This window comes from Sorangium sp. So ce887 (genome assembly GCF_051521455.1).
In the GTDB taxonomy this organism is placed as follows: domain Bacteria; phylum Myxococcota_A; class Polyangia; order Polyangiales; family Polyangiaceae; genus Sorangium.
In genome coordinates this window covers 8,460,670-8,487,193 of sequence record NZ_CP150354.1, presented here as the reverse complement: position 1 = coordinate 8,487,193, position 26,524 = coordinate 8,460,670, and the positions used below count along the sequence as shown (strand labels likewise).

The following is a 26,524-nucleotide window of genomic DNA, read 5'->3' as shown; positions in this document are numbered from 1 at the left end:
CGGGGCGCGCGGTGCCGTCAAGGAAGCGGGCCCTCGTGGGCTCAGGGCTCGATCTTTCCTTCGAGGATCGCGCGCGGGCCGTCGATGAGCATGAAGGTCGCTTCCTCCTCGCCGACCCTGGCGAAGAGGGCGTCGATGCCGCCGCGCACGGCGGCGACGTCGCTGGCGGCGTGGGCGTCGCTGCACGCGGCGTAGTAGTAGCCTGCCTCGATCAGCTGCTCTGCGGCCCGGCGGGGGGCGCGCCCGTACTTGCCGGTGAGGGCCGCGACGTCGAGGAGGAGGACCGCGCCGGCGTCGATCAGCGGATCCAGCGAGGAGCAGTCGTCGAGGACGGGCTCGTAGCGCTCCGGGTGGGCGATGACGGGGCGGAGCTTGCGGCGGCTGAGGTCGAAGAGCCGCTCGGCGATGCGGACGGGGAAGCTCCGGGTCGGGAACTCGACGAGCGCCGCGCGGCCGCCGGGGTAGGGGAGGGCGCTGCCGTCGAGGAGGCGCTGGAAGACGACGTCATCGAAGAAGTGCTCCGACGAGAGGTCGAGCGCGGGCAGGTCGCGCGCGCCATCGGCGCAGCGCAGCGCGGCGCAGGTCGCGTCGTAGGCGGCCCGGAGGCTCTGCTGGGTGTTGTCGAACATCCCGGGGCGCATGTGCGGCGTGGCCACCACGGTGTCGAACCCGGCGCCGCGGAGCGCGGTGAGGAGGGCGAAGCTCTCCTCGACGGTGCGGACGCCGTCGTCGATGCCCGCGACCCAGTGGCAGTGGAGATCGATGAAGCCGCGCATCGTGGCCTCGAACTTAGCAAAGTTGGCCGCCGTCGTGCGCTACGACCATCCTTCGCGTCGAGGAGGTGTTCGTGTCGCTCTCGTTATCGAACCAGCAGCTTGTGCCTCAGCCCGGGTCGGATGGCTGCGCGGGGGGCCTGCGCGGCGACCAGCAGGGAGGCCGCGCTCAGCGGCCGGTCGACCCAGGCGCGCTCTCGGCCGAGGGGGGCGCGAACGCCTCGGAGGAGGCGGTCCCCGCCTCCGAACGGCGGCGCCGTCGCAGCGACGACCCGATCACCGCGCTGCATTATCAGCTCTCGACGACGCGCTCCGAGGCGAACCTGGACGTCGTGGTCCTCGTGGACGACAGCGGCTGCCTCGTCGCGGGGGCGGGCGCGTGGCCTGCGTGCGAGGAGCTCGCCGCCTATGCCCCGCTCCTCGTCAACCCGGACGCCGTCCAGAGCGCGGCGCTCGGCTCGCGCATCGCCGCGCTCACCGCGGAGGTCGAGGTCCAGAGCCTCTCCGTGGCGGGCAGCGAGGTGCTGCTCTGCGGCCGCGGCGGCACGGCGGAGCGCGGCGCCTCCATCGCACGGGCCGCCGCCGGGTGCCTGCGCATCCTGCGCACCGCAGCCTGAGCGCTCGCCCGTCCGCAGGCTGAGCGCTCGGCCGGCCGCAGGCTGAGCGCTCGGCCGGCCGCAGGCGAGCGCTCGTCCCGCAGCAGCCCGAGCGCTCGCGTTCCCCGGTTCGTGCTACAAGGGGCCGCGGCCTCAGGTCGCGCGCCATGCCCGGCCCGCTCGCACCCCCTCGGAACACCCCGCCCGCCGTTCACGCATCCCTCCTGGCGGACGACGCCGGCCTCGCCCCGCTGCTCGCCTCGCGCAGGGTGATCCTCTGCGTCGGCTGCGGCGGCGTCGGCAAGACGACCACCACCGCGGCGCTCGGCCTCGCCGCGGCCCGCCGTGGCAAGCGCGTCCTCTGCCTGACGATCGACCCGGCGCGCCGCCTCTCCCAGAGCCTCGGGATCGAGGAGATGAAGACGGAGGCGCAGACGATCGAGCCCGCCCGGTTCGAGAGGGCCGGGGTCGACGTGTCCGGCTCGATGACGGTGATGATGCTCGACACAAAGTCGACGTTCGACAGCCTCGTCGCCTCGCTCGCCCCGTCGCCCGAGCAGCGCGACCGGATCCTGGGCAACGTCCTCTACAAGTACATCTCCACGTCGCTCGCGGGCACGCAGGAGTACATGGCGATGGAGAAGCTCTACGCCGTGAGGAGCGACCCGAGCTACGACCTCGTCCTGCTCGACACGCCGCCCACGGCGAACGCGCTGGATTTCCTCGACGCGCCGGAGCGGCTCGTGGGCGCCATCGACAGCGCGGCGACGCGCTGGTTCGTGCAGGCCTTCCAGAGCTCCGGCAAGCTGTCGCTCAACCTGCTGGCGCGCTCGACCGCCGCGGTGCTCCGGGGCATCGGCAAGCTGACCGGCAGCGGCTTCCTCGAGCAGATCGCGGCGTTCATCCACGAGATGAACGCGGTCTTCGGCGGCTGGAAGCAGCGGGCGGACGCGGTGGCCTCGGCGCTGCGCGGCCCCGACGTGGCCTACGTGCTCGTCACGACGCCCGATCCGCTCTGCGTGCGCGAGGTGCTGTACTTCGCCGATCGCCTGCGCGAGCAGGAGATGCGGCGCGACGCGTTCGTCGTGAACCGCGTCCACCCGGTGTACGGCGCGATCCCCGGCGCCGCCGAGATCGCCGCCGCGCTCGACGGGAGCGGCCTCGCGCTCGGCCCCGGCGCCGCGGCGCGCCTGCTCCAGGCCGCCGAGGACGAGAGCCGCATGGGCAAGCTCGATCACCTGAACCTCATCGCCCTCGATGCGGCGCTGGAAGACGAGCAGACCGGCGGCAGCGTCCGCGTCGACGTCCCGGCCTTCCCCTACGACATCTACGATGTGGCCGGCCTCGCGAGGATCGCCGACGTGCTGGCGCCGCTGCCCGGGGCGGCGGGGTAGCACCCGCCCCTCCTGTCGACGTGCGGCGCTGCGCGCGCCTGCGGTGTGGCCGCAGGCGCGCCCGCGGCGCCGGCTATCTGCTGCCGCGCCGGCGCTCCTTGTACTTTACCCGGACCGGCACGCCCTCCAGCCCGAACGCCTGCCGGAGCTGGTTCGCCACGTAGCGCCGGTAGCTGAAGTGGAGCTTCTCGGGGTCGCTCGCGATCACGACGAACAGCGGCGGCGACGTCTCGGCCTGCGTGACGAAGAACAGGCGGGGCGCGCGACCGCCATGCGTGGGCGGCGGGTGCGTGAGGAGGATCTGCTCGAAGAAGCGGTTGAGCTCCCCGGTGGGCACGCGCTTCCGGTAGGCGTCGGCCACCTGGACCACGGTCTCGAGGAGCTTCGTCGCGCCGCGCCCGTTGCGCGCGCTCACGTGCGCGATCGGCGCCCACGACACGAACGCGAGCTTGTCGCGGGCGTCCTGCTCCGCCTTCGCGAGGGCCTTCCGGTCGAGGAGATCGATCTTGTTGAGGCCGATCACGATGCCGCACCCCCGGTCGACCGCGAGGCCGAGGATCTTCGCGTCCTGCTCGGCCACGCCCTCGGCCGCGTCGCAGAGCAGGAGCACGACCTCTGCCCGCTCCATGGCGCGGATCGCGTGCATCACGCTGACCGCCTCGACGGCGCTGTCCTCCTTCGTCACCTTCGCTTTGCGCCGGATGCCGGCCGTGTCGATGAGCAAGAACCGCTTCCCATCGCGCTCGGCCAGGGTGTCGATCGGATCGCGCGTCGTGCCCGGCTGCGCGTCGACCAGCATGCGCTCCTCGCCCGCGATGCGGTTGACGAGCGACGATTTCCCTGCGTTCGGCCGCCCGACGATGGCGATGCGGAGCGCCCCCTCGGCCGACTCCTCGGGCGCCGTGGGCTTCTCGGGCAGCGCGGCCTCGATGGCCATCTCCAGATCCGAGATGCCGCGGCCGTGGAGGGCGCTGATCAGGATGAGCCGCTCCATCCCGAGGCGGTACAGCTCCGCCGCCTCTGCTTCGGCGCGCGTCGAGTCCGCCTTGTTCGCGACGTAGATCACGGGCTTGCCCGCGCGGCGCAGGAGGCCGAGCTCGGCGTGCTCGGACGGCGTGACCGGCGTCACGGCGTCGAGCACGCACACGATCACGTCGGCCTCGGCGATGGCGAGGTCGATCTGGCGCTTGATCCCCTGCCGCATGGGATCACCGCTCTCGGGGTCGAACCCGCCCGTGTCGACGAGCGCGAAGCGCCGTCCCCGCGAGATGACGTCGCCGTAGTGGCGATCGCGGGTCACCCCGGGCTCGTCGTGCACGATCGCGACGCGCCTGCCGACCAGCCGGTTGAACAGCGTGCTCTTGCCGGTGTTGGGCCGCCCGACCAGGGCGACGATCCCGGCCAAGGGGAGCGGCGCAGGCGCATCGGCCGCGGCGTCCTCGGCGGCCGCGAAGGCCTCATCGGCGAGCTCCGCCGTGAGCTCCTCCCTGTGCTCCGTCGGATCGTGGCTGCTCTGCTCGGAGGGAGCACGCCCCTTGCTCGGGCCCGATCCTCTGCCCTTCTGCGAACCGGCGGCGCCCTTGCCGGACGCGGTAGCGCCCTTGCCGGACGCAGCCGCGTTCTTTCTGGGAGCGACGGCGCTCTTGCTGGAGACGGCGGCGCCCTTCGTGGGGGCGACGCCGCGCCTCTTCTCGGGGGCAGCGTCCTTCGTGGGAGCGACGCCGCGCCTCTTCTCGGGGGTAGCGTCCTTCGTGGGGGCGACGCCGCGCCTCTTCTCGGGAGCAGCGCCCTTCGTGGGGGCGACGCCGCGCCTCTTCTCGGGAGCAGCGCCCTTCGTGGGGGCGACGCCGCGCCTCTTCTCGGGAGCAGCGCCCTTCGTGGAGGCGACGCCGCGCCTCTTCTCGGGAGCAGCGCCCTTCGTGGAGGCGACGCCGCGCCTCTTCTCGGGAGCAGCGCCCTTCGTGGAGGCGACGCCGCGCCTCTTCTCGGGAGCAGCGCCCTTCGTGGAGGCGACGCCGCGCCTCTTCTCGGGAGCAGCGCCCTTCGTGGAGGCGACGCCGCGCCTCTTCTCGGGAGCAGCGCCCTTCTTCGTCGCCCGACCCCCTCCGGCGGCATCCTTACCGCGCCTGGTCGTCCTTGAAAGAGCTGATTTTGCCGCGCTCACGTGGTCTCTCCCTTGTTGTAACCGAGCTCTTCCAGTCGCTGGAGCGACTCCCGCCACTCCGGTGTCACCCGCACCCAGAGCTTGAGGTTCACCTGCCGCCCGACGAGCTCCTCGATCCGGAGCCGAGCCTCCGTGCCGATCCGCTTCAGTTGCTCCGCGCCGGCGCCGATCAAGATCTTCTTCTGCCCGGGCCGCTCCACGTGGATCGTCGCGTCGATGTGCAGCACGCCGTCGCCCGTCGGCTCGACGTAGCGCTCGATCTGCACGGCGCTGGCGTGCGGTACCTCGGCCTTCGTCGCGCGGAGGATCTGCTCGCGCACATACTCGGCGGCGAAGAAGCGCGTCGGCCTGTCGGTGAGCTCATCGGGCGCGAAGCCCCAGTCCCGCTCGGGACAGAGCTTCGCCACCTCGTCCAGCACGCGCTGAACGCCGTTCTCGCGCAGCGCCGAGATGGGGACGATCGCCGCGAAATCCCGGAGCCTGCCGAACGCGTCGAGGAGCGGCAGCAGCCGCGGCTTGTCCCGCATCCGGTCGACCTTGTTGAGCACGAACACCACCGGCGCCTCGCTCCCCAGGTCTGCGAGCAGCGTGAGGTCGCCCGGATGTGGCACGAGCGGCGGGCCGTCCTCGCCTTCCTTCGCGCGCCGTGGAAGGCGCGCAGGATCCGGCGCTTCCGTCACGAAGACGATGACGTCGGCGCTCCGCGCCGCTTCGCGCGCCGCCTGGTTCATCACGCGCCCGAGCTCGGTGCGCGGCCGGTGCAGCCCGGGCGTGTCGAGCAGCGCGATCTCCGCCGAGCCGTGGTGCACGACCCCGAGGATCGCGTCGCGCGTCGTCTGCGGCATCGGCGAGACGATCGCGAGCGGGTGGCCGAGCGCCGCGTTGAGCAGCGTCGACTTGCCCACGTTGGGCCGCCCTACCAGGGCCACGCGCCCGGATCGCCGCGGCAGAGAAGCGTCCGGCTCCTCCGTCCGCCTCGGTTCGGCGCTCTTCCTTCGCTGTTGCTGCCCGCCGCCTCGCGCGCCCGCCGCCCGTTCGGGGAGCGGTCGCCCCTTCGCGTCGCCAGCGGGGCGGGGCTCACGTCCTGCCTGGCCGCGGGCAGCGCCGGAGGAGCGCGCCGCGGAGCTCCGGCTCTTCCTGGCGCCCCGTTCGGTATCCCCTGCCTTGGTGGCAGCGCGCTCGGCGCCGCCCCGCCCGGCAGCGCGCTCGGCGCCGCCCCGCCCGGCAGCGCGCTCGGCGCCGCCCCGCCCGGCAGCGCGCTCGGCGCCGCCCCGCCCGGCAGCGCGCTCGGCGCCGCCTCGCTTACCCGCGCCTCGCGACCTGTCGTCGGCGTGCGCCTCGTCTTCACGCCGCGGCGGGCGCGCCGGCGGGGTCGCCGCCTCGTCCGTCCGGGGCTCCTCGCCGGATTGCGCTTCCCGGCGGCTGCCTCGGCCACCGTTCCTGGCTGGACGGGGGCCGGCGGCAGCCGGGGAGGGCTTCGGCGCCTGCTGGCGCGCTTTCGCGCCCTTGGGCGCACTCTGGGGACGGCCTTTTACCACGCCGCGCGCGATAGCAGACGCCCAGGGGGGCTACAAACGCTTCCCTACGATCCGTGGTCAAGCGCGCGCGAAGGCGGTAAGGGGATGCCTCGCATGTCGAGCGTCCACCGAGGGGACCCCCAAAGCGGAGCCCCGCCCGCCGCCCCCGACCCGCACGCGACCGGAGCCCCGTCCCACGACGCGGCGCCACCCCGCGAGGACCGCTCGGCCGAGACCGACAGCGCGCCGGCCAGGGTCCGCGCCGGCGCGGTGGACGGCGGCTGGAGAGCCGGCCCTGCGCGGCTCGCCGCCCTCGCGCTCGCGGCCCTCGCGCTGCTGCCTCTCCTCGGCACGAGCGGGATCTGGGACCCCTACGAGCTCGACAACGCCGACCTTGCCCGCCGTATCGCCCTCCACGTCTTCGGCGCGCGCGGCGTGGATCTCGCTGCGTCTGTCGGGCAGCTGCCGACCCTGACCGACCTCGGGATGGGCGAGCTCGGGTTCACCTCGATGGCGCTCGGCTTCCGGCTGTTCGGCCTGCACGACTGGGCCGGGCGTCTCCCGCTCGCGCTGTGGGGGCTGGCCGGCGCGCTCGTGCTCTACGAGTTTCTCGCGCGCCTCGTCGACCGCAAGGCCGGCCTGTACGGCGTCGCGGTGCTCGCGACGATGCCGCTCTACGTGATGCAGGCCCGCACCATGCTCGGCGACATCGTCACCATGGCCGCGCTCACGATGGCGTTCTGCGGGCTGACCGGCGCGCTGCTCGAGGGCGGGCGACGAGCGCAACGCGGCGCCCTGCTCGCGCCGGCCGCGTGGCTCGCGGTGGGGATCCTCGGCCTCGCCGCCGGATACCTCAGCCGCGGCCTGCTGATCGGGGTCGCGGTCCCCGCGCTCGGCGCCGGCCTGACCTGGCTCGTGCTCCGGACGTCCGGCGCCTGGCCCGGGCCGGAGGGCCCGCGCCCCACGCTCGGCGACCTCGTGGGCTGCGCTGCGCTCCTGCTCGGCGTCGCCGCGGCAGCGAAGGGCCTCCTCGTGCTCGCGAGCGCCAGCGCCGACGCGCCGCTCCCCCGCGCCCTCGGCGTCGCGCTCCTCAAGAAGCCGCCGGTCGAGTCCACGTTCGACCTCACGCTGCGCCAGCTCGGCCACGCCCTCTTCCCGTGGAGCGCCTTCCTGCCGTTCGCCATCGGCCGGATCTTCCGCGCCCCTGCCGTGGAACCAGGGGCCGCGGCCGTCGCGCCCCGCCTCGATCGCGAGGCGGGCGTCCGGATCGCCCTCGTCGTCACATCGGCGCTCGCCTACGGCGCCTTCGCGCTGCTCGCGCCGCACGCCGGGGCGCTCCCGTTCAGCGGCCCCGCGCTCCTCGCCGCGATCGCCGCGCTCGCCATCCGCGATCTCGAGCGCGGCGCCCCCTCCTCGCGAGCGCTCGCCGTCGGCTGCTCCGTGCTCGCGTTCGTCCTCTACCGCGACCTCGTCCTCTCGCCGGACAGGGCCCTCAGCGTCTTCTCCGTCGACAAGCCGGTCTTCCCGAAGAGCTTCGAGGAGGAGGCGGCCTCCGCGATGCGCTTCGTCCTGATCGCGTTCGCGGGCCTCGTCGCGCTCACCTGGTTCGAGGAGCAGCCCCGCGAGCTCGATCGCAGCTTCAAGGCGTGGGCGCGGCGCCTCGCCGACGAGCTCCACGCCGGCGCCGGGGAGCTCGCCCGCATCTGGGGCGGCAACCTGCTCTTCCTGCTGATCGTCCTCGAGGCGGCGCTCGTCGGCGTCGGCGCGATGCTCTTCGTCGGCAGGCGCATCGGATGGGGGACCGTCGCGCGGATGCCGAACCACCTCGCCGCCTACGGGATGAACGCGTGGTGGGCGCTGCCCTTGCTGCTCGCGGCGGGGCCCGTGGTGCTCATCGCGGTGCGCGACGCGTTCCGCTTCGTCGTCGCGCGCGCCGCCATGCCCCGCGCCCTCGGCACGCCGCTCGCCGGCCTCCTCGCCGGCTTCGCGCTGAGCTTCTGGTACTACCCGGCGCTCGCGGCTCAGCTCTCCCCGAAGGCGGTCTTCGAGTCGTACGGGTCGCTGCGCAGACCCGGCGAGCCGCTCGCGACGCTCGGCGTCCGGAGCCGCGCGGCGGCCTACTACCAGGGCGGTGAGATCGCGTCGTTCGACGACGTCCCGCAGGCGTTCGCCTGGCTCACCGCCACGGCGGACAGCGCTGCGGAGGGATCCGCCGCTCCCGGGGCTCGCCGCTGGCTCGTCGTCAAATCCGACGAGCTCCCCAGGTTGAACAGCCTCTTCCGCAAGCACCACAAGCGCAACCTGCCCGTGCTCGACGGCCGATCGAGCCAGATCCTCCTCGCGTCGAACGAGCTCGGCGGTCGACCGAACGAGAGCTGGCTCAGCCGTGTCGTGCTCGACGAGCCCGTCGCGCCCGCGAACCCGATCGACGCGATGTTCGAGGATCAGCTGGAGGTGCTCGGCTGGGAGCTGACCGACGACGATGGCCAGAAGGTCTCGAGCGTGGTCCCCCAGAAGACCTACCACTTGCGGACCTACTTCCGGGTCCACCGGTCGATCATCGGCAACTGGAAGATGTTCGTTCACATCGATGGGTTCCAGCGCCGTTACAACGGCGACCACCCCGTGCTCGAGGGGCGCTACCCGCTGAGCCTGTGGCAACCGGGCGACGTCATCGTGGACGACCATGAGCTCCGGCTCGAGCCCAACTTCACCCCGGGCGACTACGCGTTCTACTTCGGCCTTTTTGCCGGCGAGACGCGCTTTCAGGTGACGCGCGGGCCTGAGCACGAGAACCGCATCCGCGGCGGCGTCATCCGCGTGCGGTGAGCGGCTCGTTGTGGGGTTCACGACGCGTGCCGTGGCGCGCGGGTTCCCCTGTGCGCCCGGCGACGCGCGCGCGGTCCTCGCCGTCGAGCGCCCTCGACGCGCGTGCGGAAAGCGGCTAGTCGCAGAAACATGACCGGGGGCCGTGGTGATTCCAACCATCCGCCCGACGTGCCTGGCGGTTCATCGGCATCCCCCGCGCAGAGCGGCGCCTACGGGGACGAACGCCACGCCGGCGGGGAGGACGAGCGCGAGAGCTCCGCCCCGGACTCGCTCAACCGACGCTCGTCCGAGCGCCTCGACGTCACGTGGCTCGTGGACTGCGAGACGGAGGAGACGTTCCTCTACGCTTCCATCACCAACATCTCGGAGATGGGCATCTTCGTCCGCACGACGCAGCCGCTCTCGATCGGCACGCGGCTCACGCTCCGCTTCTCGCCGCCGGGGGCCGAGGGCTCGTACGTGCTCGAGGGGACGGTGCAGTGGATCAACGAGGTGCGCCCTCTCCACGACAACCCGAACCCGGGCATGGGCATCCGCTTCATCGATCTCACGCCCGACGCTCGCGAGCGCATCGTCGACACGATCAGGACGATCGCCTACATCCGCGATGCGCCGGTGAGATCGAACTGACGCCGGCGGGTGCGCCCGCGGCGTCCCCTCGCGGCGACGCCGGCGCGTGCGCCCGCGGCCCGTCAGCGTCCCATCACGGCGTCGGGAGGTGCCGCCTGCGCCGGCTCCTGCGCGTCGTCTGCGCGCGGCGGCGCCGCGGGCTTCGCGCTCGGCGCGGCGCGGCGAGGTGGGGCTGCCGCGGCGGGGCGGGAGGCCATCGGGATCGCGTTCTTGGCCTGCGAGCGCCCGACGTTCGTCTCGAGGCCCGCGAGCATCTGCTCGGCGCGGTCGCCGTACCCCTTCGCGGCGCGGAGCGCGAGCAGCAGCTCTCGCGCCTTCTCCGTCTCCCCGGCAGCCTCGTAGCACCGGGCCGCCTCCCACATCGCCGCGTGCGCGGCCGGCGTGCCCGGGTACCGCGCGCCGACCTCGTCGAGCTTGCCGACGGCGGCCGCGCAGCCCGACTTTCGTTGCAGCGCCTGCGCCTCCCGGAGCGCGGCGCTCGCGCCGTCCTCGGGGTCCGCTGCCGCGCGCGCGCTCTTCTCCTTCGCCGTATCTTTCGTCGCCTCCACCATCGTCCTCGGTGGCTCGCCCGCCTTCGCTTCGGCCAGGCGCCGGGCATCGCCCTCCTCCGTCGATGTGGCGAGGGCGGCCGGCGCGGGGACGCTGGGCGGCTCCTGGTGAACCGACGCAGGCTGGCCCCACTCGGTGACCCGCACGGGGGCCACGCCGGTCTTCGGCCGCAGCAGCAGCAGGCTCGAGCCGATGACGAGCACGAAGAGCGCCGCCATCGCCAGCTGCGGCCGCATCGCGTGGCTGCCGGCCCAGGCGAGCGCGCGGAGCGCCTTGCGCCGGAACGGCGTCTTCTTCTGCGCGACCTCGACCGCATCGAGGATCCGCGCCTCGAGCTCCTCGCTCGGCTCCTCGAGCGGCAAGGGGCCGGCGTCGCGGGCCGCGCGCAGCCCCGCGAACGCCGAGGCGCACCGGCCGCAGCTGTCCATGTGCCGCTTCATGGCCGCATGCGTCAGCTCGTCGAGCTCGTCGTAGAGCGCGTCCATCACGTGCTGGTCGAACTTCTCGCAGTCCATAGACAGCTCTTCCGGCGCGCTAGCGCAGCGCCCTCGCGTAATCTTCGTACTCCGAGAGCGCCTCCTGCAGCCGCTCCAGGGCGTAGCGCATCCGGCTCTTCACCGTGTTCTCGGGCACCCCCACGATCTGGGCGATGTCCTTGAAGGGCACGTGCCCGATCTCCCGGAGCAGGAAGACCTCCCGCTGCTCGTGCGGGAGGCCCTCCACCGCGCGCACGATGAGCTGCCCCATCTCGGCGCCGATCGCGACCCGGTCCACCGCGGCCTGGGGCGCCGGGTCCGCGGTCCGCTCGCCGAGCGTGGGCCCGTCGCCGCCGTCACCGGAGCCCTGGTCGAGCGACGGGTGGCGCCGGAGCGACATCTTGCGCAGGTGATCGATGCAGACGTTGCGCGCGATGGCGTAGGTCCAGGTGGTGAACCGCGCCTCATGCTTGAAGTCGGACGCGCTCTGCACGATCTTCACGAACACATCCTGCACCAGATCCTCGGCGATCGCAGGCCCGCGGACCTGCCGCAGGATGAAGTTGTAGATGGGCGTCTTGTGCCGCCGGACGAGCCCGGCAAATGCGGCGCGGTCGCCGCCCTGAAAACGCATCATCAGGGCTTCGTCGGTGACCTCCTCGCGAGAAATCGGGACCATCCTAGCTCCCGGAGCGGCCGAGCCTCTGCGGCGCTCCTTCGGCGGCCCGATCGGCGGGGTGTTCGTGGCGACGACCGCGGCGTCGGATCGGACGCGCAGCGCGGCTCGAAGATCTGAGGCGCTCTCCTTCCCCTGACACAAGCGCACCTTAGCGGATCCGCCCCCGAGCGAGCGAGCCCCCTTCGCCCACGGCGAGGCGAGGGTCGCGGGCGTCCGGAGGGGAGCCCGCTTTCGGTCGCGTGGCGTCCTCGTGGCAGCGCATCGCCGACCGGCCGAGGACGCCGCGGGCGTGCGCTGGGTGAGGGCTCCAGCACGATTTTCGCTGCCCGGTTCGCGCCGCCGTTGCGTCGCGAGCGGCGGCGCGCTCTGCGGGGTGATGAGGAAGCTGTCCAGGTCGTTGCGCTCGGAAGCCCGCCGCCACTAGACTCCCCGGCACCGGGCGTGAGGTCGCCCCCCTCTGCTGACGAGGGTAAAACCACGAGGTTACCTTTCGATGCGACTTATCAGGATGCTGGCTGTGGGGGTGGGGGCCTCGTTCTTGATGGCCATGCCCGCCCTCGCGCAGAGCCCCGGCGGCGCGTCGGGCAAGGCCGCTGCTCCTGCCGCCTCTGCGGCGCCGGCCGCCTCAGCGCCTGCGGCGGGAGCGCCGGCCGCCCCTGCGCCCGCCGCCACGACGGGCGCTGCAGCTGCATCGCCTGCCACGGCGGGCGCCCCGGCTGCGGGCACGGCTGCATCGCCTGCCACGACGGGCGCCGCGGCTGCATCGCCTGCCGCGCCGGCTGCGGGCACCACCGCCGCCCCGGCGATGGACGGCCCGACCTACGCGGTGCGGCTACGCGATCTGGAGCAGCGCATCGATGAGCTCAAGGAGCAGATCCGCCGCAGCCATACGCGGCTCTCGCTCCTCAGCGACACGATCCTCTCCGGGGGCGGCGCCGGCTCGCGCGCCTCGATCCGGTTCAACAACGAGCTGTCGAGCGCGTTCCGCGTGACCCGCGTGCTGATCGTCCTGGATGGTGCCGTTCAGTACAACAAGACCGATCAGTCGGGCGCCCTCGCCGAGCAGACCGAGATCCCGATCTTCAACGGCTCGGTTCCGCCGGGGGATCACACCCTCCAGGTGCTCGTGAACCTGCAGGGCAACGGCTACGGGGTGTTCTCCTACCTCCGCGGCTACCGCTTCGAGGTGCGCTCCAGCCACTCCTTCACGGCGGTCGAGGGGAAAACGATGAACCTCCAGGCGGTCGCGTTCGAGAAGGGGGGGGTCACGACCCCGCTCGAAGAGCGCCCGGCGGTCCGTTTCGTCGAGAAGATTGTGAGCGGCCTCTCGGATGCTCCCGGGCAGCCGGCCGCCGCCGCGGGTGGCAAGTAGGTTCGAGCTCGTTAGGACAAGTCGCCATGACCTGGGACTCCGGATCGCGGGTTACCCCTGCCTTGCTTGGCCTGCTCCTGCTCGGCGCGGCCACGACCGTGGCCCCTGCCGACGCGTGGGCCCTGGACTCCGAGCGCGCCTACACGAGCGCGTCTCAGCAGATCAGCGGCGTCGCCTCCGGGCTGGGCGCCATCCAGGCGGCGATCCAGAAGTCCCGCGGCGAGCAGCGCACCCCGGCGCAGCGCATCGCGGATGCCGTCCTGCTGATGGGCTCCAGGGACTACGAGCGCGCGGCGAACGTGCTGAACCAGGTGGTCGAGAAATACCCTGACCATCCGACGGCCTTCCCGGACGCGCTCACGCTGCTCGGCGAGACGTACTTCCGCTCGAAGCAGTACCTCTCGGCTCGCCGCGCGTTCCAGCGGATCGTCGCGAGCAGCGCCGAGCCGCGCTTCGCCGCCTACCAGGCGAAGGCGCTCGGGCGGCTCGTGGACATCTGCCTCCGGATCAAGGATTACGACGCCCTCGACGCCATCTTCGCGTCGATGAACAACATCCCGTCCTCCGCGGCGGGGAGCACCCTCTCGTACGCGCGCGGCAAGGGCCTTTACGTGAAGAAGGACTTCGCCGGCGCGAAGGCGGCGCTCGGCGCGGTCGACCCGCGGAGCGAGTACTTCCACCAGGCGAGGTACCTGCTCGGCCTCATCGCGGTGAAGGAAGCGACGCCCCCGCCGGAGCCGCTCAAGGAGGGCGACGTGCCCCCGGCGGTGCCCAAGACCCGCTACGTCGCCGCGATCGACCTGTTCCAGAAGGTGACGCAGCTGCCGGCCGACACCCCGGAGCACCGGCGCGTCATCGATCTTGCGTGGCTCGCGATCGGGCGGCTCTTCTACGAGGCGGACCAGTGGGCCCAGGCCGTGCAGGCGTACGGCCACATCGACCGCGTCTCGCCCGAGTTCGGGGCCATGCTCTACGAGCTCGCCTGGGTGTACGTCCGCCTGGGCGACGTGGATCGCGCCCAGCGATCGCTCGAGATCCTCGCCATCGCCGAGCCGGACAGCCAGAACATCGCGGATGGCTCGCTGCTCCGCGGCGATCTGATGCTGCGCGCCGGCCGCTTCGAGAAGGCGCTGAAGGTGTACGAGGGCGTCCGCGCCACCTACGACCCGATGCGCGCGCGCGTGGACGCGTTCCTCGGCTCGACGAGCGATCCCGCGGTCTACTACGACAAGCTGAGCCAGGAGCAGCTCGAGGCGCTCGACACGACCTCCGCGCTCCCGCCGCTCGCGGTGCAGTGGGCGCGCGAGGCCGAGGATGGTCCGGCTGCGTTCGCGGTCATCGACGACATCCACTCCTGCCGCGAGCTGATCAAGCAGTCGAACGAGCTCATCGAGAAGCTGAACGCCGTGCTCAGCTCGCCCAACCGGGTGCGCGCGTTCCCGGAGCTCAAGGCCGGCGAGGAGAGGGCGCTCGCGCTGCTCAACCGGGTCGCGCTCGCGCGCCTCGCGCTCGGCCAGGGGATGGACGACGTGGAGGACGGCTCGCTCTCGGGCGAGATCGGCAGCGTCCGCGCGCGGCGCCGCGCGCTGGAGAAGCGCCTCTCGCGGGTGCCCGTCACCGACGGTGACTTCCAGGATCGCGAGACGCAGGCGCTCAAGCAGTGGAACACCCAGTCGCAGCGCCTCCAGCAGTTGACGCTGCAGATGGACACGCTGCAGGCGACGGTCAACGGGCTCAGGCGGCTGCTCCGCGAGGGGCCGCACGCCGGGGTCGTCCGAGATCCCGCGAGCATCGCCCGGTTCGAGCACGAGCTCGCGCAGAACGAGCGCGACCTCGGGCTCTACCGCCAGCAGGCGGACGTGCTCCGCAAGCAGGTGAGCGCGGGCCGGGTCCAGGTCGGCTTCGGCGATCAGCGCTTCATCGAGGACGCGCAGACGCGCAAGGCGCACCGCGACGCTCTGACGCGCGAGGTCGAGCTGGCCGCGGCGGGCGCCGGCGGCCCGGATCTCGCGGCGTACGCGCAGCGGATCACGCCGGTGCTCCGCGCCGGCGACGCGGCGGACGCGAAGGTCGAGGCGGCGCTCCGCGAGATCGAGGGAGAGGTCGCCCAGAAGTCCTCGGGCCTCCGGCAGATCGTCAGCCGGGAGACGGCGAGCGTCGTGCATCACTCGGTGCAGCTCGACGCGCTCGACCGGGAGGCGCGCCTCGTCGTCGGCGAGGTCGCGATGCGAAACTTCGGCCTCGTCCGCGACAGGCTGAAGAACATCATCCTCCGCGCCGACGTCGGCATCACCGAGGAGGCGTGGGAGGTCCGCGAGGAGCAGATGACGCGTGTTCGCAGCCTGCAGGTCGAGCGCGCCCGTGAGGATCGGCTCCTCAAGGAGGAGCTCAACGAGGTCCTCGACGACAGCGGCGATCCGGAGGACGAGAAGTGAGCAAGGAGCAGGGCGGCGCGAGCGCGCCGAAGAACGCTGACGCACCGCGCGCAGGGGCAGGGGCGCAGATCCTCGAGCCCGGGGGCGCGCGCGTGCCGCTCGGCGACGCCGTGAGAGCGGGGCGCCGTCGCCCGCGCGGCGCGCTCGGGGTTGCCAGCCTTGCCCTGGTGCTGGCGGTCGCGCCCCTCGCGCGCTCGCAGCCAGGCGGCCAGCCGTCGCCCGGGCCGGCGACCTCCGCCGCTCCTGCGGCCGCGCCGACCACGGCCTCGCCGGGGGCCGCGGCGCCGGCCTCGCCAGGGGCCGGGGCGCCTGCGGCGCAGGCCGGCGCCGCCCCTGCGCCGCCGGCGCAACCCTTCGCGCCGCCGATGTCCGTCGGGCGCAAGCAGGCGCCGCCGCCTCCACCTCCGACGCCCGCGCAGCTCGCCGCGCTCGCCGCGCTCGAGAAGGAAGCGGCCGCCTACGAGAACGCGGCCCGCGACTACCGGAGCGCCATCACGCGCATCGTGCAGCACCACTACGAGGACAGGCGCCGCCGCATCCTCTCGTCGCTCGACCGGGAGATCGAGACGGAGCGGAAGGGCCTCCGCGACGCCCGGGAAGAGGCGATCCGCCGGCTCGAGGTGTTCGTCCAGCGCTACAGCGGCCCGAACGCTCACCCCGAGAACACCCCCGACGCGATGTTCCGCCTGGCCGCGCTCTACGAGGAGCGCGCGCGCACCGACACCGACGCGAGCGAGGATCTCAGCCTCGCGCTGCTCCCGGCCATCGCGCTCTACAAGCGCGTCATCAACGAGTTCCCTCAGTACCGCGAGCTCGCCGGGATCTATTACTACCTCGGCCATGCGCTGAACGATTCGGTCCGGTTCCCCGAGGCGCAGCAGGTGTGGCGCTCGCTCGTGTGCCACGACAGGTATCCCTATCCCGTCGCGCCCGACCCGAAGGATCCGACGCGCGACACGGTCGGCAAGCTCCCGCAGGACCACGACGACGATTACTGGACCGGCTGGGAGGCGCGCCACCCGACGCCCATCGGCTCCACGCCGGGCGGCCGGGCGATCCAGCCCGCCCGCAGGGCCGCGCGGGGGACAGCCCCCGTCGTCGAGGACGAGACGGCCTATGTCGCTCCGTATCCTGACGATTGCCAGCCGATCCCGCAGAAGACGGCGCTCGGCGCCGAGCCCCGCTACATCGCCGAGGTCTGGTGGCAGATCGGCGACTACCATTTCAACGAGATCGACCGCGCCGGCGGCCCGTTCAACTACAACAGGGCGGAGTCGTCCTACCGGCAGTCCATCAAGTACAAGAAGCCCCCTGTCCACGGCGTCGCGATGTACAAGCTCGCCTGGACGTACTTCAAGCAGCAGCGCTACGAGACCTCGGTACGCCAGTTCATCGAGCTGCTCCGCTACACCGACGAGCAGGAGAAGCTCACGGGCGACCCAGGCGCGGATTTCCGGGCGGAGGCGTACACCTACATCGCCGGCTCGCTCACGTACCTGGATTTCGTCGGCCCTGGGCCGGAGGAGCCCTACATCCCGCGCAACGACGTCCTCGACGTCGAGACCGACCCGCGCATGGCCGAGCAGAAGATGCGGATCGCCATCGAGCGCGTCCAGGATCCCAAGCTGATCCCGCAGGATCAGAAGTGGACGGTCGAGGTCTACAAGGCGCTCGCGCTGGAGTTCAAGGAGCTCAACCAGTACCGGAACACGGTGGAGGTGAGCGAGATCATCCTCCAGAAGTGGCCGATGCACCGCGACGCGCCCGTGATCCAGAACCAGATCGCGGACATCTACGACACGCTCACGTCGCAGTCGCGCGAGGGGACGGCCGAGCGGGCGATGAACTCGGCGAAGGCGCTCGAGGCGCGGACGAAGCTCGCCCAGTACGTCGGCACGACCCCGTGGGTCGAGGCCAACAAGGACGATCCTGAGGCGATCCAGACCGCCGAGCGGCTCGTGCGCGGCGGGCTCCGCCGGGCTGCCGCCGATCACACCAACGCGGGCAGCGCCCTCGTGCAGCAGGCGCTGACCGTCAGCGAGAAGGAGACGCGCGACCCGATCTTCGAGCGGGCGCTCGGCGAGTATCGCCTCGCCGCGCAGGGCTGGGCCGGCTACCTGGCCCAGGACGAGAACGCTCCGGACGCATACGAGAGCCGGTACTGGCTGGCCGACGCGCACCACATGGTCGTCGTGATCGCGGTGGCCATGGATCGCTCGCCCACCCCGCAGGAGGTCGAGCTGGCGAGGACCTCTGCGGTCAGCGTGCGGGACTCCAACGAGGACGACAAATACCTGCAGCCCGCGGCGTACATGGTCGTCGACACCGCCCACCAGGCGCTCCTGGATCGGCACAAGCTCTTCCAGCGGACGAACGGCGCCGAGGGGATCGAGCCGCGCGAGAAGGTCAAGATCGCCGGCGAGGGCGACGAGCAGCGCGTGATCGCCGAGCCGCTGCCCCCGCAGGTCCAGGCGTCCGTCACCGCCCGGGACGAGTACATCCAGCGCGTCCCGCCCGCGCTCGACGCCCCGAAGAACATCGATCTCTATGCGTTCCAGGCGGCCGACTACTACTTCCTTTACGGCCAGTTCGCCGAGGCGCGCAGGCGGCTCGAGCCCATCTACAACGCGCAGTGCGGCAAGACGGAGTTCGGCTACAAGGCGTGGGAGCGGCTCACGACGATGTCGAACCTCGAGAACAACGTCGAGCAGAGCCGCAAGCTGGCCGAGGCGGCGCTCACGCGGAGCTGCGCTGTCAGCGAGGAGCAGAAGCTGAAGGAGGGCGACATCGCCCGGCCGACGATCTCGCGCGGCTACTACCTCGACGCTGCCCGGGCCTTCGAGAAGGCCGAGAAGATGCCGGACGGCCCGGCGCGCGTCGCCGCCTGGCGCGAGGCTGCGGCGCTCTACAAGGTCGCGCTCGAGAAGGCGCCGGCCCGCGACGAGGCGCCGGAGGCCGCGATGAACGGCGCTTACTGCTACAAGCAGGTGGGCGACTACGACCAGGCCATCGCGATGTACTCCCTGTTCATCAAGGAGTACGGAAACGAGGAGAACCTGGCGAAGCTCGAGAAGGGCGATCCGGACGCGAACCCTCCGAAGAACCCTGATCCGAAGCGCTACGCCGAGCGGGTGAAGTACCTGAAGCAGGCCTACGACGCGCTCTCCGCGGCGTATGTCCTCTTCTTCAACTACCGCGGCGCGGCCGAGACCTACGACACCATCGCGCGCAACACGCGGTTCGAGCAGGCGGCGCGCCGGGACGCGGCCCGGAACTCGGTGCTGCTCTACGCGAACATCGGGGAGCGCGACAAGATGACCGCCTCGCGCGCCACCTTCATGAGCCTGAACCCGCCCCCCGAGCAGAAGGCCGACATCGACTTTCTCGTCGCGTCGGCGGACCTGAAGGCCTGGGACGAGCAGGGGTCCGACGAGGGTCCGAACCGCGCTGCGCGCACCAAGGCCATGCAATCCATGGAGGCCTATTATGCGGCCAACAAGAACAACCCGGCCGCGCGCGGGTATGTCGTCCAGGCGGCCTACCACGCGTCCAAGATGCGCAGCGCCGCCGCCGATCCGAAGGCGCGGGACTGGTGCAAGAACACCATGACGGCGTTCACGTCGTTCCGGAGCTCGGCGACCGGCGACAAGGTGAAGCCCCTGGGATCGGTGCAGGCCGACATGGCCGCGGAGTGCGCCTACAAGGCCATCGATGATCGCATCAAGGCCGAGTTCGACTACGACACGGGGCACCACCGCTACGAGGGGGTCATCGATCAGGTGAAGCGGGCCTTCGAGGCCGACATCACCAAGGCCAACGACCGGTACTGGAAGGAGCTCCAGGAGGTCATCGCCGCCTATGAATCGCGGCAGTGGTCGGTCGCCGCGCGCGCGCGGCAGGGCTCGCTCTACGACTCCTGCCGCACGGGCCTCTACAACGCGCGCCCGCCGGGCCTGAGGCTCTACACGGACAAGGAAGAGAAGCTGCTCAAGCTCGCCGAGACGAGCGATCGCGAGGATCTCCAGGAGACGGCCGACGCGCTCCGTCAGAACCGGCGCGAGCAATGGCGCGCGGCGCGCGAGCGGCTCCTCACCGACGCCGACAAGGCGATGGTCAAGTTCTACGTCGAGTCCGTCGTCTGGGCGAAGGCGTGGAAGGTCCGGAATCCGGCGGTGGACTATGCGATCCAGCGGCTCGCGTTCTTCACGGACATCCTCGGCGACGCCAAGCTCCGCGAGTGGAGCCAGGGGATCATCGACCCCGAGACGAAGCGTCCGTTCGAGTACAAGGATGGCCTTTTCCTCCGGACGCGGCCCGGCATGACCCCGCCGCTCGCGCCCGACGGCCTCCCCCTGCCCCTGCCGGTCGTCCCATGAAGCGCCGCCTCTCTGTCACCCTCTTCGTCAGCCTGCTCGCGGTCGTGTCGCCGTTCGCCCTCGCGTCCTGCGGCGACGAGGCGACGCCGCCGCCCAAGGTGCCCACCCGCCCCGTGGCGGGTCCTGGCGCGGCCCCGCCCGTCCAGGCGCCGTACGGCATGAACGACGCGCCGAGCTCGACGCGGCCGTACGACCAGCCTGCCCAGGCGACGCATCCGGCCATGAACGCCCGGGCGGCGGCGTTCTACCAGGGCGGCCTGCAGTCGTTCGCGATCGGCGACCTCGCCGGCGCGAGGGCGCAGTTCACGCAGGCAACGCAGGCCGATCCGCGCGCGCACCAGGCCTTCTACTCGCTCGGCGTGGTGCAGGAGCGGCTCCGCGACGAGGGCGCCGGCGCGAGCTACCGCCAGGCGTTCACGCTCGTGCCGGCTTACGAGCCCGCCATCATCGCGTACGCGATGCTCCTCGCCCGGAAGAACCAGCTCGGCGAGGCCGAGCGGCTCCTCAACGAGAAGCGCGGCCAGATGCCGAAGTCGGCGGCCGTCGCGGCGACGCTCGCGGAGATCAAGTCGCTCCAGAAGGACACCGGCTCCGCCCAGCGGATCGCGCAGGAGGCGCTGAAGATCAACCCGGACTACCGGCCGGCGATGGTCGTCATCGCCCGCGATCACTACAGAAACCGGCGCCTCGATCTCGCGCTGTACGCGCTCCAGGCGATCCTGGACGGGTTCGAGCCGGTCAGCGAGAACCCGCCGCGCGACAAGGACAACGCGGAGGCGCTGCTGCTCCGCGGCCTGATCTTCCGGGAGCAGGGGCAGCGCGCCGCGGCGCTGGAGGAGTTCCGCAAGGCGGTGACGCGCCGCCCCGATCTCGTCGAGGCGCGGGTGCAGCTCGCGACCTACCTGCTCGAGGCGGGCAATGCCCAGGAGGCGCTGCCCCTCCTCGAGGGCGCCGTCCGCTTCGACGCCGAGCACGTGGCCGCGCACCTCAACCTCGGGGACGCCTACCGCCTGCTCGAGCGCTACGGCGACGCGAAGCGCGAGTTCGACTGGGTGCTCGCCCGGAATCCGAACCTGCCCCAGGTCCACTACGACCTCGGCCTGCTCTACCTGTTCGCCCCCAGCGTCCCCGGCATGACGCCCAAGCAGCAGGTGGCGGAGGCGATAAAATCGCTGACGAAGTTCCAGGAGCTGCGCAACAAGGGCCAGCGTGACGACTCGGAGGAGCTCCTGAACCGCGCCAAGCTCAAGGAGGGCGAGCTCAACGCGGCTGCAGCCGCAGCGCAGCCCGCGGCTCCTCCTCCTGCCGCCGCCGCGGATGGAGGCGTCGCCGACGCCGCGACCGACAGGTGAGGGAGGCCATGAGCATGTACAAGACACTTGCGCTGGGTTCGGTCCTGCTCGCGATCCTCTGCCACGGCGAGCGCGCGAGCGCGCAGGAGAAGGGCAAGCAGCGCGGGGTCATCACGCTCGCCGAGGTGACGATCACCGGCCGCATCCAGAAGCCCATCGCGGCCGTCGACGTCAGCCGGATCCAGCCGAAGCTCACGCTCGCCGAGCTGCGTCAGCCTTTCCTGGACCGCATCGAGCAGGCGATCTTCAAGGAGCCGTTCTAGTGCCTCGCGCCGCCGGCGGCAGCTCGCGCGCCGAGCGCTAGGCGGCGGTGTGTCCGCCGCGCTCTTCATCGCGGTGTCGCTCGCGGCGAGCGGCGCGTGCGCCGCGATCTCGTGGAAGCATCCGGCGCAGATCGCGCGCGCGACGGGCGGCGACCTGACGGCGCTTGCGCGCTCGCTCCGCGCGCTGCCCGGCGAGGCGCGGCTGGCCGAGCTGGCGAGGCGCTCGCCGCCGGAGAGCTGGGAGCGCCGGCTCGCGCTCGAGGTCATGTCCGCCGCGGACCCGCGCGCGAAGATCGCGGCGGCCAACGATCTCCTCGTCGAGCTCGAGCAGCGGCTCGACGCCGGCGCGGGCTGGCCGCGCGCGGCGGCGCGTCTCTCGGCGCTCGCCGCGTTGCTCCTGGCCGCGCTCTCCTTCCTCGCGCAGGCCGGGCCATCGGTCATCGCGCTCGTCCTTGTCGCGGGCGCCGCCGGTGCGATCGCGTCCGCGGCGGCCGGGCGCGCCGGCCGCACCGCCGCCTCGCGAAAGCGCGAGGCCGTCGATGCGCTCGTCGGCGTCGCTCTGGGACCGCTCGACAGCGTCGTCCGGGCCGCCAGCGCGCCCTCTGCATCACCGCGGCGATCGCGCCGCGCGCGGCCGTGAGCGCGGCGCGCTCTCCTGGACCGCCCCCACCTGTCCGTGTACCCTCGCGAGCTGTGGTGCCCTCCGCCGTGCAGCGCTCCTTCCGCGGTTCGAGGCCCGGGGCCCACCGGACCCGGGGGCGCGGCTCCGCCTGCCGCGCGCGATCGGCGGCGGCCCCTGCAGCGTCCCCTCTCTCCCGGAGTCCCTTGGAATGACCCAGCAGCACCCGCACCCCACCCCGTCGCGCCCCGGGCAGCCCGGGCAGATGACCGCGGTCATGCGGGCGGTCGCACCGGTGACCGGCCCGAAGGTCCTCAGGATCGGCCTGGTCCAGGGGGGAAAGGTGATCGAGGAGCGTGTCATCAAGCAGCGCACCCACGTCACCATCGGTCCCAGCGAAAAGAGCATGTTCGTCATCCCGAGCAAGAGCATCCCGCCGAGCTTTCGGCTGTTCGAGCTCGTGGGCGGCGACTACCTCCTCAATTTCCTGGACGGGATGACCGGCCGGGTCGCCTTCAAGGCCGGCGTCTCGGAGCTCTCCACGCTCAAGTCGTCTGCCAAGCGCGCGGCCGTGGGCAATGCCCAGGCCTATCAGGTCCAGCTCAGCGAAGAGGCGCGCGGCAAGATCGTCGTGGGGGAGACGACGTTCCTGTTCCAGTTCGTCGCGCCGCCGCCGGTGCAGCCCAAGCCGCAGCTGCCCGTCTCGGTGAAGTCGGGGATCGCGAACGACATCGACTGGACGACCACGATCATCGCCGCCTTCTCGTTCCTGTTCCACTTCGGTGCCGTGGGGTCGATCTACTCCGACTGGATGGACCCGGTCGTCGACGATGAGGTCGACGTCGCGGCGCTGCTCGAGTCCGTGAGGCAGCTGCCCCCGCCGCCGGTGGTCGAGCAGCCGAAGGAGAACGCCGAGGCGACGGCGGCGACGGCGGCGCCCACCGCCGAGGCGCCGAAGGCCGCGAGCGGCGGCGGGAACAAGGGCGCGGCTGCCAGCCCGGGGAAGGGCTCCGGCGGGCTGAGCGACGCTCGCGCCTCGGCGCTCACCAACGAGCTCGCGCAGCTCGACATGCAGATGCTGGGCGCGCTCAACTCGAGCGCGAACGCCACAGCCAGCGTCCTCAGCTCCGGCGATGTGCCGACCGGCCTCCTCGAAAACGCGGCCGCCTCCGGGTCCGGCGTCGGAAAGGGCGGTGTGGCGGGATTGAACATGGGCGCCGCCGGTGGGGGCACAGTGCGACCTGGCTCCGCCGGCGGCGGTGGCCTTGCGAGCATCGGCAACACCGGGACCAGCGGCCCGGCGACCGCCGGCTCGGCGCAGACGGTGAAGGGACCGGTGGGCAACGCCCAGGTGGGCGGCGCCGCGGTCTCCGGCGGGAGCGTCTCGAACGCACCCTCCGTCGTGGCAGGGATGACGGCTGGCTTCCGTCGTTGCTACAATAAAGGTCTTCAGGAGGACCCGAGCATGAAGGGGTCGGTCCGGGTCACCGCGAAGATCGGCCCCAACGGTGAGGTGCTCTCGGCGACTCCCTCCGGCGGCTCCGGCCTGTCCGGGACCGTGGTCTCCTGCGTCGTTGCGCGCGTCCAGAGCGCGCAGTTCGCGCCGCCCGAGGGCGGCGGCGCGACGGTTGTGATTCCTGTCACCTTCGTGAGCCAATAGACCCGATGCCACCCGACTCCGTGGACAAGGCGCAATCCTCTCGCTTCGCCTGAAGGTGAATGGCGTGCTGGCGTCGCGCATCCAATGGGGAAGAACCTCGTACGGGTCCTCCCGATGGAGCGAGCTGCTGGATGCCCGGCATGTTCATTGCGTTTTGACAACCGCGTCTGCCCGCACTTATAATGCGCGGGCCTGACTTTCGGAGGCTTCGATGAAGCGTGAACAGATCCCCGGCTTCGCAGCAGTCGCGCTGATCTCGGTCGTGATCGGCCATGGCATCGCTGCTGCGCAGGCGCAGACGGCGCCTCCGCCGGATGCGTCCGCAGGCCTCGCGCGGCAGGTGACGCTCTCGCCTGCCGAGCAGCTCGCGCAGAGCGAGACCTTCCTTGCCCGGATGGACGGGGCCCGGACGTCCGTTCGTCGCCAGCTCGAGACGGCGCGGTCGCAGCGAGACGTCGTGAAGACGCTCTGCCTGAACGACAAGCTGAATCAGGTCGACGTCGCCATCCGTTCCGCCCGCGAGCGGCGGCAGGGCCTGGAGCTCGCCGTGAATCGGCAGGATGCCGATCTCTCCAACCACGAGTTCACGATCCTGACGGTATTGCGGCAGCGGACCGAGCAACTGACGGCTGAGGCCAACCAGTGCATCGGCCAGGAAGCGGGCTTCGTGGGCGATAGTGCCGTCACAGCCACGATCGATCCGAATCTTCCCAAGGAGGATCCTTCCGAGTATCCCGTCAACCCGATCATCATCGAGCCGCCTGCGTGCAGTAGCTGTTTTCGGTAGGCGACCGCCTCTCTCGGATTGCCACTGCCCAATAGGCGATGAAACTTCGTGAAATCATAGTCGCTGCCGTATTCCCACTCACTCTGTCCCCGGCGTTGGCCCTGGCGCAGGATCAGCCCTGGCTCAAGGATCGTCGCTACACCGAGGGCATCGGGATACGCGCTGGCGACCTCGAGCTGCACCCGGGGGTCGCCGCGGAGTTCGGCTATGACTCCAACTTCTTCCGCAGGGCCGAGAGAGACGAGGCCAGCCCGGACGACATCGGGCCTGTGGGCTCGATGCGGCTCCGGATCACGCCGTCCTTCTCGCTCTCGACGCTCAGTCAGCAGCGCCAGGAGGCGACGCCCGGCGCGCCCCCGCCGGATGTCGAGTTTCGCGGCGGCATCGCCGCGACCTACGATGAGTTCATCCCGGTATCCGGGTCGGAGCGCGGGCAGGAGCGGCTGAGTCAGCAGCGGAACATCGGCGGCATACTCGACGCCAACCTGACGATCCTGCCCCAACGCCCGTGGTCCGCGATCCTCGATGCGTCGCTCGGCCGGACCATCGCCTCCTCCGATATCGGGATCTCCAACCAGAGCTTCCGGCGCGTCAACGCGGGCGCGGGAGCAGAGCTGGTGTGGACGCCGGGCGGGGGGCTGCTCGATTGGCGGTTGGGCTATCGCTTCATGGGCACGTTCTTCGAGGTCGATGAGTACGACAGCCTGACGAACATGCATCATATCGTCCGGACGCGGGGCCGCTGGCGCTTCTTGCCGCGCACCGCGCTCATCTACGACGCGTCGCTCGGGTTCGTCGATTACCCGAATCCGGGCGCTCAGCTCGGCTCTCATCCTCTGCGGGCCCAGATCGGGATCAACGGTCTTGTGACGTCGTCTTTCGGTCTCCTCGCGATGGCCGGCTGGGGCGCGAGCTTCTACACGCCAAACGACGCCGGGGACGTCGTGCACGACTTCGACAGCGTCATCGGCCAGCTCGAGCTGAAGTGGTTTTTGACGCCGAACCCGTCAACCGATCCTGCGGCGGCGACGCTCGCGCTCTCCTCGCTCTCGGCTGGCTTCACGCGCGATTTTCACGACAGCTTCCTCACGAGCTATTTCGAGCGCGATCGCGGGTACCTCAAGCTGACCTACTTCTTCGGCGGACGGTTTCTGCTCATCGTCGACGGCGGCGTGGCAGCCCACGTGTTTCCCGGGATCCCGGGGGAAAACGGAGGCCTCGTCGGGCGCCAGGAGCCCTGGACGGACGTCCGTATCGATGCCTCTCTGTTCGGCGAGTACCGGATAGGGGACTCTCTGGGGATCAACTCGACCCTGCGGTACGGCAACAACGTCAGCAGCACCGCGCTCACGATCCTCGGCCAGTCCGAGCCGCAGAACTATCTCGGATGGCAGCAGCTCGAAGCCTACCTGGGCGTGCGCTGGTTCATGTGATGCGGCGTTCCGGTCGGTGGGTTGCCGCCATCCTCGCGCTGGTGATCGCCGCCTGCTCGTCGCGCCAGCCCGGGCCGGTGAACCTGCCCCCGCCGGTGGAGGCGACGACCATCGGTGTCGGAGATGTGTTCGAGCTCCGCATCGTCGGGGAAGACAAGCTGCCCACGGCGTTCACCGTCGCGCCGGATGGCACCGTCGACTTCCCCTACGTGAAGCGGCTCAAGATCGCGGGCCTGGAGCCTCAGGAAGTGGCGGAGCTCGTCCGCGCGAAGCTCATGGAGGGGCAGGTCCTCACCGACCCCAGCGTGAGCGTGAGCATCAAGGAGTACAACTCGAAGCGGGTCGAGGTGCTCGGCGAGGTGCAGAAGCCCGGGTCCCTGCCGCTTCAACCTGGCATGACGCTGCTCCGCGCCATCTCGATGGCGGGGGGATTCAACAGCATCGCAAACAAGGATCGCGTCACGATCCGCAGGAAGTCCCAGGGCAAGACCGTGTTCGCCACCGTCTCGGTCGAGGACATCATCGACAACAAGATCCCCGATGTGCCGCTCCAGGCAGGGGACTCGATCAACGTCGCGCAGCGCGTCTTCTGAGCGACGACGCGCTGCGCGCCACCTCTC

General features: G+C 71.4%; 19 protein-coding genes. 14 read left to right on the top strand and 5 right to left on the bottom strand.

Annotated elements, in window-relative coordinates; all coding sequences use genetic code 11:
* Nucleotides 1–41: 41 nt before the first annotated feature.
* Nucleotides 42–776, bottom strand: a complete 735-nt coding sequence (locus WMF36_RS31540; RefSeq protein ID WP_437574469.1) for a tyrosine-protein phosphatase — start codon at nt 774–776, stop codon at nt 42–44.
* 71 nt (nt 777–847) lie between these two features.
* Here WMF36_RS31540 and WMF36_RS31535 point away from each other — a divergent pair, with 71 nt between their 5' ends.
* Both WMF36_RS31535 and WMF36_RS31530 read left to right on the top strand, forming a co-directional pair.
* A complete protein-coding gene (locus WMF36_RS31535) occupies nt 848–1,390 on the top strand; it encodes a hypothetical protein (RefSeq protein WP_437574468.1) in 543 nt (180 codons plus the stop codon).
* 146 nt (nt 1,391–1,536) lie between these two features.
* A complete protein-coding gene (locus WMF36_RS31530; protein WP_437574467.1) occupies nt 1,537–2,763 on the top strand; it encodes an ArsA family ATPase in 1,227 nt (408 codons plus the stop codon).
* 73 nt (nt 2,764–2,836) lie between these two features.
* Here the strand turns inward: WMF36_RS31530 and der are convergent, their stop codons facing one another.
* Both der and era read right to left on the bottom strand, forming a co-directional pair.
* A complete protein-coding gene (gene der / locus WMF36_RS31525) occupies nt 2,837–4,927 on the bottom strand; it encodes a ribosome biogenesis GTPase Der (RefSeq protein WP_437574466.1) in 2,091 nt (696 codons plus the stop codon).
* A complete protein-coding gene (era, locus tag WMF36_RS31520) occupies nt 4,924–5,856 on the bottom strand; it encodes a GTPase Era (protein ID WP_437574465.1) in 933 nt (310 codons plus the stop codon). Before era ends, der begins: the two co-directional genes overlap by 4 nt.
* Before the next feature lie 702 nt (nt 5,857–6,558).
* Here era and WMF36_RS31515 point away from each other — a divergent pair.
* Nucleotides 6,559–9,273, top strand: coding sequence for a glycosyltransferase family 39 protein (locus tag WMF36_RS31515; protein WP_437574464.1), 2,715 nt, complete (start codon nt 6,559–6,561; stop codon nt 9,271–9,273).
* 168 nt (nt 9,274–9,441) lie between these two features.
* A complete protein-coding gene (locus WMF36_RS31510; protein WP_437574463.1) occupies nt 9,442–9,903 on the top strand; it encodes a TIGR02266 family protein in 462 nt (153 codons plus the stop codon).
* A gap of 62 nt (nt 9,904–9,965) precedes the next feature.
* Here WMF36_RS31510 and WMF36_RS31505 read toward each other — a convergent pair whose 3' ends face one another.
* On the bottom strand, nt 9,966–10,967 hold the full coding sequence (locus tag WMF36_RS31505) for a zf-HC2 domain-containing protein (protein ID WP_437574462.1): 1,002 nt from the start codon (nt 10,965–10,967) through the stop codon (nt 9,966–9,968).
* A 19-nt stretch (nt 10,968–10,986) separates the two neighbouring features.
* Entirely contained in the window at nt 10,987–11,607 is a 621-nt protein-coding gene (locus WMF36_RS31500; protein WP_437574461.1) for an RNA polymerase sigma factor, read from the bottom strand.
* 493 nt (nt 11,608–12,100) lie between these two features.
* Here WMF36_RS31500 and WMF36_RS31495 point away from each other — a divergent pair, with 493 nt between their 5' ends.
* The 10 genes from WMF36_RS31495 (at nt 12,101) to WMF36_RS31450 (ending at nt 26,497) form a co-directional block, all read left to right on the top strand.
* Complete coding sequence (locus tag WMF36_RS31495) at nt 12,101–12,979, top strand: hypothetical protein (protein WP_437574460.1); 879 nt, start codon at nt 12,101–12,103, stop codon at nt 12,977–12,979.
* Nucleotides 12,980–13,005: 26 nt separating this feature from the next.
* Complete coding sequence (locus WMF36_RS31490; protein WP_437574459.1) at nt 13,006–15,414, top strand: tetratricopeptide repeat protein; 2,409 nt, start codon at nt 13,006–13,008, stop codon at nt 15,412–15,414.
* Complete coding sequence (locus WMF36_RS31485; protein WP_437574458.1) at nt 15,411–19,790, top strand: tetratricopeptide repeat protein; 4,380 nt, start codon at nt 15,411–15,413, stop codon at nt 19,788–19,790. The genes WMF36_RS31490 and WMF36_RS31485 overlap by 4 nt, the downstream gene beginning before the upstream one ends.
* Complete coding sequence (locus WMF36_RS31480) at nt 19,787–21,142, top strand: tetratricopeptide repeat protein (RefSeq protein WP_437574457.1); 1,356 nt, start codon at nt 19,787–19,789, stop codon at nt 21,140–21,142. The genes WMF36_RS31485 and WMF36_RS31480 overlap by 4 nt, the downstream gene beginning before the upstream one ends.
* Nucleotides 21,143–21,156: 14 nt before the next feature.
* The gene (locus WMF36_RS31475) at nt 21,157–21,405 is read left to right on the top strand and encodes a hypothetical protein (protein ID WP_437478833.1); all 249 of its coding nucleotides are present in this window, start codon (nt 21,157–21,159) and stop codon (nt 21,403–21,405) included.
* Nucleotides 21,406–21,454: 49 nt separating this feature from the next.
* Nucleotides 21,455–22,045, top strand: coding sequence for a hypothetical protein (locus WMF36_RS31470; RefSeq protein WP_437574456.1), 591 nt, complete (start codon nt 21,455–21,457; stop codon nt 22,043–22,045).
* A 190-nt stretch (nt 22,046–22,235) separates the two neighbouring features.
* Nucleotides 22,236–23,684, top strand: coding sequence for an AgmX/PglI C-terminal domain-containing protein (locus WMF36_RS31465; RefSeq protein WP_437574455.1), 1,449 nt, complete (start codon nt 22,236–22,238; stop codon nt 23,682–23,684).
* 211 nt (nt 23,685–23,895) lie between these two features.
* Nucleotides 23,896–24,471 (top strand): hypothetical protein, encoded by a 576-nt coding sequence (locus tag WMF36_RS31460; RefSeq protein WP_437478827.1) that lies wholly within the window; start codon nt 23,896–23,898, stop codon nt 24,469–24,471.
* Nucleotides 24,472–24,566: 95 nt separating this feature from the next.
* Nucleotides 24,567–25,904, top strand: coding sequence for a hypothetical protein (locus WMF36_RS31455; RefSeq protein ID WP_437574454.1), 1,338 nt, complete (start codon nt 24,567–24,569; stop codon nt 25,902–25,904).
* Entirely contained in the window at nt 25,904–26,497 is a 594-nt protein-coding gene (locus WMF36_RS31450) for a polysaccharide biosynthesis/export family protein (protein WP_437574453.1), read from the top strand. The genes WMF36_RS31455 and WMF36_RS31450 overlap by 1 nt, the downstream gene beginning before the upstream one ends.
* Nucleotides 26,498–26,524 lie beyond the last annotated feature (27 nt).

Bases quoted from the DNA above. Each gene is read 5' to 3' on its own strand.
- WMF36_RS31495 (WP_437574460.1), top strand. From the start codon at position 12,101: ATGCGACTTATCAGGATGCTGGCTGTGGGGGTGGGGGCCTCGTTCTTG.
- WMF36_RS31475 (WP_437478833.1), top strand. From the start codon at position 21,157: ATGTACAAGACACTTGCGCTGGGTTCGGTCCTGCTCGCGATCCTCTGC.
- WMF36_RS31460 (WP_437478827.1), top strand. From the start codon at position 23,896: ATGAAGCGTGAACAGATCCCCGGCTTCGCAGCAGTCGCGCTGATCTCG.
- WMF36_RS31480 (WP_437574457.1), top strand. From the start codon at position 19,787: ATGAAGCGCCGCCTCTCTGTCACCCTCTTCGTCAGCCTGCTCGCGGTC.
- WMF36_RS31500 (WP_437574461.1), bottom strand. From the start codon at position 11,607: ATGGTCCCGATTTCTCGCGAGGAGGTCACCGACGAAGCCCTGATGATG.
- WMF36_RS31505 (WP_437574462.1), bottom strand. From the start codon at position 10,967: ATGGACTGCGAGAAGTTCGACCAGCACGTGATGGACGCGCTCTACGAC.
- WMF36_RS31530 (WP_437574467.1), top strand. From the start codon at position 1,537: ATGCCCGGCCCGCTCGCACCCCCTCGGAACACCCCGCCCGCCGTTCAC.
- WMF36_RS31465 (WP_437574455.1), top strand. From the start codon at position 22,236: ATGACCCAGCAGCACCCGCACCCCACCCCGTCGCGCCCCGGGCAGCCC.
- WMF36_RS31540 (WP_437574469.1), bottom strand. From the start codon at position 776: ATGCGCGGCTTCATCGATCTCCACTGCCACTGGGTCGCGGGCATCGAC.
- WMF36_RS31490 (WP_437574459.1), top strand. From the start codon at position 13,006: ATGACCTGGGACTCCGGATCGCGGGTTACCCCTGCCTTGCTTGGCCTG.
- WMF36_RS31515 (WP_437574464.1), top strand. From the start codon at position 6,559: ATGTCGAGCGTCCACCGAGGGGACCCCCAAAGCGGAGCCCCGCCCGCC.
- WMF36_RS31450 (WP_437574453.1), top strand. From the start codon at position 25,904: ATGCGGCGTTCCGGTCGGTGGGTTGCCGCCATCCTCGCGCTGGTGATC.